The sequence below is a fragment of the Pantoea sp. Sc1 genome, from assembly GCF_000255315.1.
Classification (GTDB): domain Bacteria; phylum Pseudomonadota; class Gammaproteobacteria; order Enterobacterales; family Enterobacteriaceae; genus Pantoea; species Pantoea anthophila.
Genome location: NZ_AJFP01000001.1, coordinates 3,639,863 through 3,653,337, shown reverse-complemented (window position 1 = coordinate 3,653,337; position 13,475 = coordinate 3,639,863). Strand labels below are relative to the sequence as shown.

At 56.5% G+C, this 13,475-nt stretch carries 7 protein-coding genes; 5 read left to right on the top strand and 2 right to left on the bottom strand.

Features of this window, described 5'->3' with window-relative positions; genetic code table 11:
- Nucleotides 1-205: 205 nt before the first annotated feature.
- The 4 genes from rplM to sspB all read left to right on the top strand — a co-directional run bounded on the left by rplM (nt 206) and on the right by sspB (nt 2,503).
- Nucleotides 206-634 carry a 50S ribosomal protein L13 gene (gene rplM / locus S7A_RS16940; RefSeq protein ID WP_009092483.1) on the top strand — a complete coding sequence of 143 codons (429 nt, stop codon included), beginning with the start codon at nt 206-208 and terminating at the stop codon, nt 632-634.
- Between the two features lie 15 nt (nt 635-649).
- On the top strand, nt 650-1,042 hold the full coding sequence (rpsI, locus tag S7A_RS16935; protein WP_008925401.1) for a 30S ribosomal protein S9: 393 nt from the start codon (nt 650-652) through the stop codon (nt 1,040-1,042).
- 330 nt (nt 1,043-1,372) lie between these two features.
- Nucleotides 1,373-2,014 (top strand): stringent starvation protein SspA, encoded by a 642-nt coding sequence (gene sspA / locus S7A_RS16930; RefSeq protein WP_009092481.1) that lies wholly within the window; start codon nt 1,373-1,375, stop codon nt 2,012-2,014.
- Nucleotides 2,015-2,017: 3 nt separating this feature from the next.
- Complete coding sequence (gene sspB / locus S7A_RS16925) at nt 2,018-2,503, top strand: ClpXP protease specificity-enhancing factor (protein ID WP_009092479.1); 486 nt, start codon at nt 2,018-2,020, stop codon at nt 2,501-2,503.
- Between the two features lie 113 nt (nt 2,504-2,616).
- On the opposite strand, the gene S7A_RS16920 is transcribed toward sspB, so the two are convergent.
- Together S7A_RS16920 and S7A_RS16915 are read right to left on the bottom strand one after the other, a co-directional pair.
- Nucleotides 2,617-4,374: a sulfite reductase subunit alpha gene (locus S7A_RS16920; RefSeq protein WP_009092478.1), complete on the bottom strand. Its 1,758-nt coding sequence runs from the start codon at nt 4,372-4,374 to the stop codon at nt 2,617-2,619.
- 181 nt (nt 4,375-4,555) lie between these two features.
- Complete coding sequence (locus S7A_RS16915) at nt 4,556-10,087, bottom strand: glutamate synthase-related protein (RefSeq protein ID WP_009092477.1); 5,532 nt, start codon at nt 10,085-10,087, stop codon at nt 4,556-4,558.
- Between the two features lie 891 nt (nt 10,088-10,978).
- Between S7A_RS16915 and arcB the strand changes: the two genes are divergently transcribed.
- Entirely contained in the window at nt 10,979-13,312 is a 2,334-nt protein-coding gene (gene arcB / locus S7A_RS16910) for an aerobic respiration two-component sensor histidine kinase ArcB (protein ID WP_009092476.1), read from the top strand.
- Nucleotides 13,313-13,475 lie beyond the last annotated feature (163 nt).

Below are 13,475 nucleotides of genomic sequence, written 5' to 3'. Positions count from 1 at the left end.
AATAGGGTTCGATTTTTGCAATCGACTTCTCTATAATCTTGCGACCCCACGTTACAGCAAAGGATTTTTTTCCCAAATCCTCTGTGTTCCAGTAACTCTATCCGAAGGGGTGGCTTGCTGGTCAAAATGGTCGTGTGAGCCTCATTCGTTTACTTAAGCGTTTGGGATTTCACCAACGTGTAACTTAATTTGGGTAAGCTTTTCGATGAAAACTTTTACAGCTAAACCAGAAACCGTCCAACGTGACTGGTTTGTAGTTGACGCAACGGGCAAAACTTTGGGTCGCCTGGCGACTGAACTGGCGCGCCGTCTGCGTGGTAAGCATAAAGCGGAATACACTCCGCACGTTGATACGGGTGATTACATCATCGTTCTGAACGCAGAAAAAATTGCTGTTACCGGCAACAAGCGTACTGACAAGATCTACTATCACCACACCGGCCACATCGGTGGTATCAAACAGGCGACCTTTGAAGAGATGATTGCTCGCCGTCCTGAGCGTGTGATTGAGATCGCGGTTAAAGGCATGCTGCCGAAGGGCCCGCTGGGTCGTGCTATGTACCGTAAGCTGAAAGTTTACGCAGGCAACGAGCACACCCATGCGGCACAGCAACCGCAAGTTCTTGACATTTAATCGGGATTAAAGGCAATGGCTGAAACTCAAAACTACGGCACTGGTCGCCGCAAAAGCTCTACCGCTCGCGTATTCATTAAGCCGGGTAGCGGTAACATCGTAATTAACCAACGTTCTCTGGAACAGTACTTCGGTCGCGAAACTGCCCGCATGGTCGTTCGTCAGCCGCTGGAACTGCTGGATCTGGTTGGTAAATTCGATCTGTACGTCACTGTTAAAGGTGGCGGTATTTCTGGTCAGGCTGGTGCGATCCGTCACGGTATCACCCGCGCTCTGATGGAATACGACGAATCACTGCGTGGCGAGCTGCGTAAAGCTGGCTTCGTAACGCGTGACGCGCGTCAGGTTGAACGTAAGAAAGTCGGCCTGCGTAAAGCACGTCGTCGTCCTCAGTTCTCCAAGCGTTAATTGTTTGCAGCTCCGGCTGCGGCAATTGGCTCAAAAAACCCGCTTCGGCGGGTTTTTTATTTTCTGCCTTCCCGTCTGATAACGGTGAAAACCGTAAGCCCGCGCTCAATTTACCTGCAAAGATTCATTCCACGCCCACAAGCAGCCTAAAATCTGGTAAACTCTGTGTCACTTTGCGCCCGCAGGCCGGTGCGTTATGCGCCTTCCCGCTGTCGGGGCGTCAGTTTTACGGCGCAGCTGACCAGGTTGCGTGCGAGTTCGACAAGCAAGTGAGTCGCCGTGTGGTTGGCTATTCGCAGTATCTTTTTGTGAACAAACTTGGAGGTTTTCATGGCTGTCGCTGCCAACAAACGTTCGGTAATGACGCTGTTTTCTGGTCCTACTGACATTTTCAGCCATCAGGTACGTATCGTTCTGGCGGAGAAGGGTGTCAGCGTAGAGATCGAGCAGGTCGAAATGGATAACCTGCCGCAGGATCTGATTGACCTCAATCCGTATCGCACGGTACCGACACTGGTAGATCGTGAGCTGACGCTGTATGAATCCCGCATCATCATGGAATATTTAGATGAGCGCTTCCCGCATCCGCCACTGATGCCGGTTTATCCGGTTGCCCGTGGTGACAGCCGCCTGATGATGCACCGCATCGAGCAGGACTGGTACAGCCTGATGAGGAAGGTTGAGAACAGCAGTGGTCAGGAAGCCGAAGCCGCACGCAAACAGCTGCGTGAAGAGCTGCTGGCGATCGCGCCGCTGTTTGGCCGCACGCCTTACTTCATGAGCGAAGAGTTCAGCCTGGTGGATTGCTACCTGGCACCGCTGTTATGGCGTCTGCCTTCAATGGGCATCGATTTGATCGGCTCTGGTTCAAAAGAGCTGAAAGGTTACATGAACCGCGTATTTGAGCGTGACTCTTTCCTCGCTTCATTAACTGAAGCTGAACGTGAAATGCGCCTGCAAGCACGGGCTTAACGTATGGAAATGTCGCAACTTACTGCACGTCGTCCCTATCTGCTGCGCGCCTTCTATGACTGGTTGCTCGACAACCAGCTGACGCCGCATCTGGTGGTCGACATCAATCAGCCAGGTGTACAGGTCCCGCTGGAGTACGCGCGTGATGGTCAGATTGTCCTGAACATCGCGCCCCGTGCTGTCGGTAACCTCGATCTGGCGAATGACCAGGTGTCGTTTAACGCCCGCTTTGGGGGTGTTCCTCGTCAGGTTAACGTGCCGATGGCGGCAATTCTGGCAATCTATGCCCGGGAAAACGGTGCCGGAACGATGTTTGAACCGGAACCGGCTTACGAGCTGGATATTCAGGAGGCGTCAGAAGGTCAGGAAGAGACCATGATGTCTGTGATTGATGGCGATCGTCCCGACGATGCCAGCGATGATGAGACACCGCCTGATGACGATCCACCGCCGCGGGGCGGACGACCTTCACTGCGCGTCGTGAAATAACCGCAGCATTCTTAAAACAGATACCCGCCTCTCCGGCGGGTATTTTTTTGCCTGTCAACCATAAAAAAATCCGGCTGCCTGCGCAAACCGGATTTTTTATCACACCTTCGCTATCAATAGACGTCGCGCAGGTAACGCTTCTCTTTCTTCAGCTGGTCGACATAGTCCGCTGCGCGCTCGCTGGAGAGGCCACCGAACTGGCGAACCACTTCATACAGCGCATTATCCACATCCTTCGCCATGCGTGATGCATCACCGCAGACATAGAAGTAAGCGCCTTCCTGCAGCCAGGCATAGAGTTCTGCACCCTGCTCAAGCATCCGGCTCTGCACGTAGATCTTCTTCTCCTGATCGCGGGAGAACGCCAGGTCAAGCCGCGTCAGCAAGCCATTATCCCGCCAGGCGAGCAGTTCATCCTGATAGATAAAGTCATGTTCCTGATGCTGATCGCCGAAGAACAGCCAGTTTTTGCCCTGCGCGCCGGTTGCCTGGCGCTCCTGCAGGAAAGCCCGGAAGGGCGCGATGCCGGTGCCAGGTCCCACCATGATCAGCGGAGCGCTGTTATTGGCTGGGACGCGGAACGCTTTGTTCGGCGAAATAAAGATGGCTGGTTTTTCGCCACGACGTACGCGCTCAGCCAGGTAGGTTGAGCAGACGCCACCACGGTTACGGCCGCCGCTGTGATAACGCACCGAGGCAACGGTCAGGTGCACCTGATTCGGATGGGCTTTAGAGCTGGATGAAATTGAGTAAGCGCGATGCTGCAGCGGACGCAGCAGGGCAACAAACTCAGGCACCGCCAGCGTGCGCGTCAGGTCAAGCTGCAGCAGGTCAAGGCTATCTTTGCCCCACAGCCAGACACCCAGCGCATCTTTGTCGTCGTGCTGTAACACATGACGCAGCTCCTGGTTGGTGGTGTTCTGCCCGACCCATTCGATGAGCTTGCGCGACGGTTCAGAGATCTCAAACTGGTAGGTCAGCAGGTCGCCGAGGCTGCGGTCGAAGCCGGGCACCGGCGTCTCGTAGTCGGCATTAAGCTGGGTCAGCAGCAGGCTGACCAGCGATGGCTCGTTGACCGGAATGACGCCGAGCGCATCACCCGCTTCATACTTCAGGCCGCTGTCGGTCAGGTCAAACTCAAAATGTCGGATATCTTTGGCAGACTGTTCGCCAGAGAGGCGCTTGTTGGTGATTAGCGCCGCGGCGTAAGGGTTCGATTTGTTGCTGCCCGGGATGACCGGTGCTTCAGGCGCGCTCTCCAGCACTGTGCCGCTGCTGCCTGCGCTGGCCGCAAACTGAGGCATGGAGCTGTTCAGCCACTCGCTGGATGGCTCTTCATAGTCGATATCGCAGTCGATGCGATCCACCACGCGTTTTGCTCCCAGCTGCTCAAGGCGCATATCAATGAACTTGCCCGCCTGACAGAAGCCGTCATAGCCGGTATCACCGATTGCCAGCACGGCAAAATGCATCTGCTCAAGGCGCGGTGCGGTACTGGCAGAGATCGCATCCCAGAAGAGCTGCGCGTTATCCGGCATCTCGCCTTCGCCGTAGGTTGAGGTGACGATCAGCACATGGCGCATGGTGGCAAAGACGTCGAGGTCGACATCGCCCAGCGCCTGAACCACCGGCACCAGCCCTTTAGCACGCGCCGATTTCGCGGCGGTCTGCGCCAGCGCTTCAGCATTGCCGGTCTGTGAGCCGTAGAGAATGTGCAGTTGCGTGGTCGCGGCTGCGCCTGTGCCCGCAGCGGGTTGCTGCTTGTCTTCTAATACCAGCAGACGGGAGTGAAGACCCGCGAGAAAGCCAGCCAGCCAGTATTTCTGATCGCCATTAAAAGGTGCATCTTCTGGAATATAAGGAATTTTCATGGATACTTTTACTCAATCCCGTTCTTCCCCGTCATCAGTAACGCTGGCCGGTTTAAGCAGTTCCGCTTTCCCACACCGCGGTGTGCGGCTGGGGAGAGCGGTTCTGCATCTGTCCGGTACAACGACGACTCCGGGCAATGATCAATGAATAACATTCAGTTCAGCCTGAACAGTGTGACTGTCAGGAGAGTTTGCCCACCGCCGCGGCGATTTCAGGCAAGGCCGCACGTGCAAACAGCTCTTCAAAATCAGGCAGATGGCCCAGCACTTCCCGGTTACAGGCATCCTGATACATGATCCAGCCATAGGTGGCCAGGCTGTCCATGGAGCGGATGTTGCGCTGCGTCAGCGCCGCTTTGTAATCTGACATGCGTTTGGAACCAATCAGACTGGCCAGTTCGTCATCGTTATACGCTTCGATGGCGGAACGGGCATGGCGCTGCAGTTTGCTGATCAGCGAAAAGTCCTCCGTCATCAGCAGATTACGCACGGCTTTTTCTACCGCCGGATCTTCAACCGGTGTCCCTTTCGGTAATTTACTCAGGGCCAGCTGCTGAGCAAAGCTCAGAACGGTGTAGTTGTTAAGCAGAACAAACATCTCCAGCGTATCGGTCGCGCCGTAGGCGGGTACCGCACCGTCAGCAATCGTCTTGCCCTGACGCCAGGCCGCTTTGAACTTCGCAACCTGATGGCCGGCCAGCGCGGTCGACAGCTCTTCGAGCAGATCTTTACGGCTTCTGGCTTTCAGGATCTCTCCGCCATCCTGATAGAGCAGCAGCGAGCGCGGCATCACGTAAACAAAGTGGTGACACTCCGTTTCCCAGTTCTCCAGCAGCCAGGCGGCACGCGGTGAGTTTGTGGCCTCCAGATGCCAGTTCAGCATGGTCAGCACGGCCTGCTTATGCACCTGCGCCATCTCATCCTGATCGGCAATCGAACCGAAGCGTACTGAATCACCGGCTGCATGGCTGGCGAGTGTTCCATACGGGTCATACTGATAGGCGAAGCCGCCGCTCATGCCGTTACCAAAGCCTTTACCGAAGGTGCCCAGGTTGAGGATGGCACCATTGGTCATATATTCGCAGCAGAAATCTCCTACGCCTTCGACCACGGCTGTGGCACCGGAGTTACGCACCGCGAAGCGGTCACCGGCCTGGCCCTGCACGAACAGGCGTCCACCGGTCGCGCCAAACAGCGCAAAGTTACCGATCAGCACGTTACCATCGCCATCCTGCGCGCCGCCGCCCGGCGACATGATAAACAGCTCACCGCCACACTGTCCCTTGCCGACGCCGTCGTTACAGGTGCCGTAGTGGGTCAGCTGCATGCCATCGTTGCAGAAGGCGCCAAATGACTGACCGGCTGAACCGGTGGTTGAAATTTTTACGGTCGCAGGTGCCAGATAATGGCGACCGCGGTCATCGCTCAGAACCGCAGGCATCGCCTGCAGCTGCGCCGCACTCAGCTGATGGTTCAGCATGCGTTCAATGTCGATCGCCAGCTGGCCCCCCACACTTTTGTTGCGGTTGTTCAGCACGATGCCGTTGCCCAGTGCGACGTCGCTATTGCCCTGATCGACCAACGCTGATTTCAGCTGCTCAACCCAGCCATCATCCAGCTCAAAATCTTTCTCCAGATAGACCGGTTTCTCGATCTTCAGCTCCGGCACCACGGTGAGCATGGCGCGTAAGTCGAGCTTGCCCACTTCCAGCGGGTGATCCATCAGGTGCAGCAGGTCGGCCCGGCCGCGCGCTTCACGCAGGGAACGCAGACCCATACGCGCCAGGATCTCACGCACTTCATGGGCGACGTTGAGGAAATACTGCGCCAGCTGACGCGGATCGCCATCAAAGGCTTCGGCGTTGGTCGTCAGGCCCGCCGGGCATTTGACGTTACAGTTTTTCGCCATCACGCACTTCAGCATCATCAGCGCAGTGGTACCGAATTCGAAGCTGTCGCCGCCCAGCAGCGCGGATTTCACCACGTCGCTGCCGGTCTGCTGCGCGCCCGAGCAGCGCAGCTGCACTTTCTCACGCAGGCCGTTGGCGCAGAGCGCCTGATGAACTTCAGCGATGCCGATTTCCGCCACGCGTCCGGTGTATTTCAGGCTGGTGACCGACGCAGCGCCGGTACCGCCGGTGTTACCCGCCACGTTAATGACGTCTGCGCCCGCTTTGGCCACGCCGACCGCGATGGTGCCGATCCCTTCTGAGGAGACAAGTTTGACGATCACGCGCACCCGCGCGGCTTTACAGTCGTGGATCAGCTGCGCCAGATCTTCGATGGAGTAGGTGTCGTGATGCGGCGGCGGCGAGACCAGCTCGACGCCTGGCGTACCGCCACGCGCTGCCGCAATCTCAACCGTGACTTTCGCCGCCGGTAGCTGTCCGCCTTCGCCAGGCTTCGCACCCTGACCAATCTTGATTTCCAGCTCTTCCAGCATCGGGTCCGCCAGATAGGCGGCCCAGACGCCAAAACGGCCGGACGCCAGCTGCTTGATGCGTGAGGCACGGATGGTGCCGTGACGGGAGTAGTGCTCGCCGCCTTCACCGCAGTTACTCATGCCGCCGACCATGTTGGTGCCGTGCGCCACCGCTTCATGCGCGGGGGCGACCAGCGCACCGTGACTCATCGCACCGGAGGCAAAGGTGCGGGTGATTTCGCACGCTGGCTGCACGTCGCTCAGTGGCAGGGAGGGCAGAGTGGTGAAAATACGTGACAGGTAGTCTGCCGCTTTACCGTAAGCGGTTATTTTCAGACCGCCGGTCACCACCTCGCTGCTCTCGATATCATCGCCGAAGCGGAACTTCAGGGCGTTAGAGAGATTCTGCAGGCGCTCGTTCTCTGGCTTCAGGCCTTCGATCGCATCGGTCAGACGCAGCATAAAGTGATTCAGGCTGCCATCCACCGCTTCACACACCAGACCACGAATGGCAAAGCCGTTGTTGGTCAGTGAGTAGCGTCCCAGTTTGCGGCGGAACTCCGCTTCGCTGTCGATATGGGTCAGATCGGCCGGGAATGTCAGGATGTCACGCAGGGCCGCCGGGCGACGCTTACGCTCCTCATACATCAGGCTGGAGAACTGACGATAGTCGGCCGTGATCGCGAAGTTGTTGATCACCTCATCCGGAATACGCTCGAAGCTGCTGTCTTTAAAGGTTTCTGGCTTGATGCCAAAAGCGTTATCCAGTTTTGCCAGCGTCATCAGCCGGATAAAGTTATCCTCTTCACGCGCTTTATCAGCGAAGCGAATCGGCTCTTCGGTCATATCGATAAAGGTGCGTACGGCAATCGTGCCGTAGGAGTGACCGGCACCCTCTGCGCGCTCTTTAAACAGACCCAGCAACGGTACGTCCGATTCACCCTGAATCTTCAGGGCACTCTGGTGCCAGTCAACGGCCATCTGCGCGATAGCCGCGAAGCCTGCGCCACCCACCGGCGTTTTGATATTCGGGAAGTACTTTTTCAGCACCGGGTCATCGGTGTTGAGGAAGTTAGGCTCAAAGAACTCGCCGCTGCTGTAGCTTTCCACGGTACAGAGGCCCACTTTGCCCATGGTTTTCATCAGGGCTTTTTCCGCGGCTTTGGCATAGCGCTTAAAGGCTTTATTGCCTTCTTCACCCTCGCCAAATTTCTCCTCTGCGCGCATCTGTACGCCCAGCGGGTAGATTGCTGATGCGCCGAAGCCCAGCGTCGCGGCAATGTGGTGCGAGGAGATGCTCTGACCGCTTTCCACTACCAGTGACACATCAAGGCGCAGACCTTCCTGCACCAGACGCTGGTTGATGGCGGAAACCACCAGCAGCATCGGGATCGCGGCGTGCTTCGAGGAGATGTGGCGGTCGGTCAGAACGGCGATGCCGCCCTGCGTCCGGGCAAAATCCACCACCTGCTGCGCCAGGTCATCAATCGCTTTTTCCAGGGCGTTCGCGTTGGCGGTCGTGCTCAGCAGATCTTTGCCGATGACCGGCTCATAGAGCATCTCGAAGCGGGCGTAGGGGGCAACGGTCTGCTCACGCAAACGCAGCATATCGAGATGGCTGAGAATCGGTGTCGGCACCACAATCTGACGGCCTTTGCTGCGGCCCAGGTGCGGTTTCGCCCCCAGCGCCACACGCAGCGTCATGCCATCCACTTCGCGGATAGAGTCCAGCGGCGGGTTGGTAACCTGAGCAAAGCGCTGAGAGAAGTAGTGCGCCATGCCGCCTTCATGATCGGATAAGCCGTTGATGGCGTTGCCGTAACCCATTGCGGAGATCTTCTCTGCGCCGGTGTTAAGCATCGGGTCCATCATGAACTTGAAGCTTTCCTGGTTGTAGTAGTAGGCGACAAAGCGCTGATAGGTTTTCAGATCGCCGCGATAGCGCAGCGGTGAACCCTGTTGCTCAGCCGGGATTTCCGGCAGATCGTCCAGGCCGACGCGCGCTTCACGCAGCAGGGCGGAGTAATCTTTCTCTGCGGCCAGTTTTTCCAGCGCCTGCAGCGTGGTGTAGCTGCGTTTTTCACGGTGATCGAAGTAGAGCATGCCGCCCGCTTCGATACGGCCACGACGCAGGACGCTTTCAGGAGGAAAGGCGATCTGGCCCGCTTCGGACATCGCACCGATATAGTCTGCGGTTTCGACCGAGCGCAGCGGGCGCAGGCCCAGACGGTCAAGGCGTGCGCCAATGACTTCGCCATTGCCAAAGATTAGGGCGGCAGGGCCGTCGTTCTTCTCTTCATACAGAGAGAAATACTCCAGCATGTCGCGCACCTCGGTTGACAGCGAGCTGTCGTTTTCCCAGGCGGGCGGCATCATGGAAACCACGGCGGTGATCAGATCGAGATTATCTTCCATCAGACGGCTGTGGATACTCTGATCCAGACGCGAACTGTCGGACTGCCCTTTAGGCCGCACGATCTTTTTGCCGCGCGCCAGTGCCAGGGCCGATTCGGCGATGCGGTTTTTACGATCCGTGTTCAGCTCGCCGTTGTGCGCCATCAGGCGGAACGGTTGCGCCATAGTGGTATGCGGATCGGTGTTGGTCGAGAAACGGGTGTGGAAAAAGAGCCCGCGCACCTGATGATCGGGATCGGTCAGATCTTTGAAGTAAGGAATCACTTCATTGGAGTTCAGGCGCGCTTTAAATACCTGCGTGCGCGACGACAGCGACAGCGGATAGAGCCCGCCAAATTCGCTTTCGGTAAAGGCGCGTGCTTCGATAGTTAACAGGGCGCGGTAGATACGTTGTTCGAAGTCGTTCTGGTCGGCCACGTCCTGAGGCGCAGTGAAGATCCACTGCAGAATCGGTAACTGAAACTGAATGGCAGCCGGACGCGTCACGCTGCTGTCGAGCGGCATGTCGCGCTTCATGATCACCGGCAGGCCGAAACTGCTGAGGGTCTCATCCACCAGACGTTCGGCATTCGCGCGCAGCTCAGCATCTTTCGGCACAAAGAAGTTGCCGACGCCAAAGCGACCCGCTTCCAGTGGCTGGCCGGTAATCTTGCGGAAGAAATGCAGTGAAAGGTCAACGTTGACGCCTGCGCCATCGCCGACACCTTCTGCTGACATACCGCCGCGGTGCGGCACTGTGCACAGGGCGCTGTGCGCCATCTGCAGAATCTCATGGGTCTGCTCGCCGTCCTTACGCGTTATGAAACCTACACCACAGCTGTCACTGCCTGCTGTCGGATCATACAAGCCATAGGATTGAGGTTTTTTAGTGGACATTGAGGGTCTCCTTAAACTGCTTTGACATTACCTGCACTGTTTCAGGGTCTGGGCGCAACTGAGGCGCAGCTTCATTTTCATCGCCATGCTCTGTCGAGCGCGCGTCATAGCCCTGAGCATTTCTCTCCAGACATCCGTAAAACGTCCTTTATTGAGCTGCTCTTCGATTTCCGGTCTCGTAAAGGAGATGACTTAAACCACGCGGGAGTCTTCTTGTTGCATAGATATGCCGAGACAATGGCCCGTCAGGAAAGCTTTCAGCGGATTTCCAACTTATCGGGAAAGCGTAATCAGGTCAAATAGGGCGGTCAGGCGGGCTTATCAGGCGCTTTTCTCATATAAATATATGAAAATATTGATTTTTATGGTTTAAAATGTCTCACTCTGCCACCTGGTGATCGGCCGATAAATGTGAACTGACTCACTGTAGTGCAGGCGTCATATCTCTGCACCATGCTGGTGACAGGGTGTCTGGCAGCATTAAATGCTGTCCGGCACCCCTGATACATAGCATGTATCTGTTTTTCTTATGTCGGCCTATTTGAATGAAACAGCGGTTGGTTATAAGAAAAATTAATCAGGCAGTGAATGCTTAAAACAGCATTAAAGTTGAATGAGTATTCATATAAAGGAGAAAGCCTGCGCAACAGGACGCTGCCAGGATATTGAAAAAAGGCCGTCGGGTGAAATCTGCGATTCACAGGCGGCCTTACAGATTATTCATTTGGCACAATCAGTCAAGGGATTTAACCGGTTTGTGCCAAACGTCGCCGAACGGCAGGGCGGATGCACCATAAAAGCGCATTCAATCCCTCATCTTCGCGTGACGTGCTGCGACGTCCGCAGGCTAACTGCGCTATCATGGGGCTGTTTCTTTTCCAGGGAGTCGTTATGAAACAGATTCGTCTGCTGGCGCAGTACTACGTCGATTTAATGGTCAAACTTGGCCTGGTCAGGTTCTCGCTGCTGCTGGCCTCTGCGCTGGTGGTGCTGGCGATGATTGTCCAGATGGCGGTCACGATGGTATTGCGGGGGCACGTCGAGAGTATCGATGTGGTGCGCTCGGTCTTCTTTGGCCTGCTGATTACGCCCTGGGCCGTCTATTTTCTGTCGGTGGTGGTCGATCAGCTTGAGGAGTCGCGGCAGCGGCTGGCAAGGCTGGTGGATAAGCTGGAAGAGATGCGCACCCGCGACCTGGAACTTAATCAGCAGATGAAGGAAACCATCACCCAGCTGAATCAGGAGATCAGCGATCGTAAAAAAGCGGAGCTGGCGCGCGAACAGGTGATGGACAAGCTGCGCGAAGAGGTCACCCGCCGCGAACAGGCTCAGATTGAGCTTGAGCAGCAATCATCCTTCCTGCGCTCCTTCCTGGATGCGTCACCTGACCTGGTGTTCTATCGCAATATCGACAAGCAGTTCTCCGGCTGCAACCGCGCCATGGAGCTGCTGACCGGCAAAAGCGAAAAGCAGCTGATTGGCCTGACGCCACGCGATATCTACGATGATGAAGCCGCAACCAAGGTGCTGGAAACGGACGAAAAAGTGTTCCGCCATAACGTCTCCCTGACCTATGAGCAGTGGCTGCAATATCCTGACGGGCGCAAAGCCTGTTTTGAGATCCGCAAGGTGCCCTATTACGATCGTGTCGGCAAACGCAGCGGGCTGATGGGCTTTGGCCGCGATATCACCGAGCGTAAGCGCTATCAGGACGCGTTAGAGAACGCCAGCCGGGAAAAGACCACCTTTATCTCCACCATCAGCCACGAGCTGCGTACGCCGCTTAATGGCATTGTCGGCCTGAGCCGCATCCTGCTGGATACCGATCTGAATCAGGAACAGCTGAAATACCTGAAAACCATCCACGTCTCGGCCATTACGCTGGGCAACATCTTCAACGATGTGATTGAGGTGGACAAAATCGAGCGTCGTAAAGTTCAGCTGGATAATCAGCCGCTCGACTTCACCGGTTTCCTCGCCGATTTAGAGAATCTCTCCGGCCTGCTGGCGCAGCCAAAAGGGCTGAAGTTTGTGCTCGCGCCGCAACTGCCGCTGCCTCACGTGATCTCCACCGACGGAACGCGTCTGCGTCAGATTCTCTGGAACCTGATTGGTAACGCCGTGAAGTTCACCCAGCAGGGCGAGATCGTGGTGCGCGTCGCGTATGAGCAGGATGAAACACTGCGCTTTGAGGTGCAGGACTCCGGCATGGGTATCCGCCAGGAGGAGCAGGACAAGATTTTTGCGATGTACTATCAGGTTAAAGATCAGCATGGCGGGAAACCGGCGACCGGAACCGGCATCGGGCTGGCGGTTTCACGTCGACTGGCCCAGGCGATGGGGGGAGATATCCGCGTACAGAGTGCGCCCGGCCAGGGCTCATGCTTCACCGTCGAAATTAAAGCACCACGCATCGCAGAAGAAGTGATTGACGAAGGCGTCGACGACAGCCTGCCTCTGCCTGCGCTGCATGTGCTGCTGGTTGAGGATATCGAACTGAATGTGATTGTGGCGCGCTCCGTTCTGGAGAAGCTGGGATGCAGCGTGGAGGTCGCCATGACCGGCAGCGAAGCTCTGGCGATGTTTGACCCGCTGGAGTTCGATCTGGTGCTGCTGGATATTCAGCTGCCCGATATGACCGGGCTGGATGTCTCCCGTGCGATTCGCCAGCAGTATCAGGGCGCACATCTGCCTCCGCTGGTGGCGCTCACGGCCAACGTGCTGAAAGATAAAAAAGAGTATTTCGACGCCGGGATGGATGATGTGCTCAGTAAACCGCTGGCCGTGCCTGCCCTGACCGCAATGATCAAAAAGTACTGGGACTATCAGGCAGAAACGGAGGATGAAACGGCCGCCGTCAGCGATGACAAAACCCGGATGCTGCTGGATGTCGCCATGCTCGAACAGTATATCGAGCTGGTGGGCCCGGGGCTGATTACGCAGAGCCTGACGATGTTTGAGAAGATGATGCCCGACTATCTTACGGTACTGGAATCGAATCTGATGGCGCGCGATCAGAAAGGAATTGCGGAAGAGGGGCACAAAATCAAAGGCGCGGCCGGGTCCGTCGGGCTGCAGCGTTTACAGATGCTGGCGAAACAGATCCAGAGTCCGGAGCTGCCGGCGTGGTGGGACAACGTGGTTGAATGGATTGAAGAGCTGAAACATGAGTGGCGACACGATGTGCAGGTTCTGCGCGACTGGGTTGCCGGACAGGAGAAGTGAAACGGCAGAAAAAAATGACCCCAGCCGAGGCCGGGGTGCGCGAATACTGCGCCAACACCAGGGAAAATGTTGCGGCCGCTATGATTTGAATAATTAATGCAGCCGCAGGGTATTGGTTAACACTGTCATCACCTTAGCAAATTCATCTTCTCATGTGACAAGA

Bases quoted from the DNA above. Each gene is read 5' to 3' on its own strand.
- rplM (WP_009092483.1), top strand. From the start codon at position 206: ATGAAAACTTTTACAGCTAAACCAGAAACCGTCCAACGTGACTGGTTT.
- rpsI (WP_008925401.1), top strand. From the start codon at position 650: ATGGCTGAAACTCAAAACTACGGCACTGGTCGCCGCAAAAGCTCTACC.
- sspA (WP_009092481.1), top strand. From the start codon at position 1,373: ATGGCTGTCGCTGCCAACAAACGTTCGGTAATGACGCTGTTTTCTGGT.
- sspB (WP_009092479.1), top strand. From the start codon at position 2,018: ATGGAAATGTCGCAACTTACTGCACGTCGTCCCTATCTGCTGCGCGCC.
- S7A_RS16920 (WP_009092478.1), bottom strand. From the start codon at position 4,374: ATGAAAATTCCTTATATTCCAGAAGATGCACCTTTTAATGGCGATCAG.
- S7A_RS16915 (WP_009092477.1), bottom strand. From the start codon at position 10,087: ATGTCCACTAAAAAACCTCAATCCTATGGCTTGTATGATCCGACAGCA.
- arcB (WP_009092476.1), top strand. From the start codon at position 10,979: ATGAAACAGATTCGTCTGCTGGCGCAGTACTACGTCGATTTAATGGTC.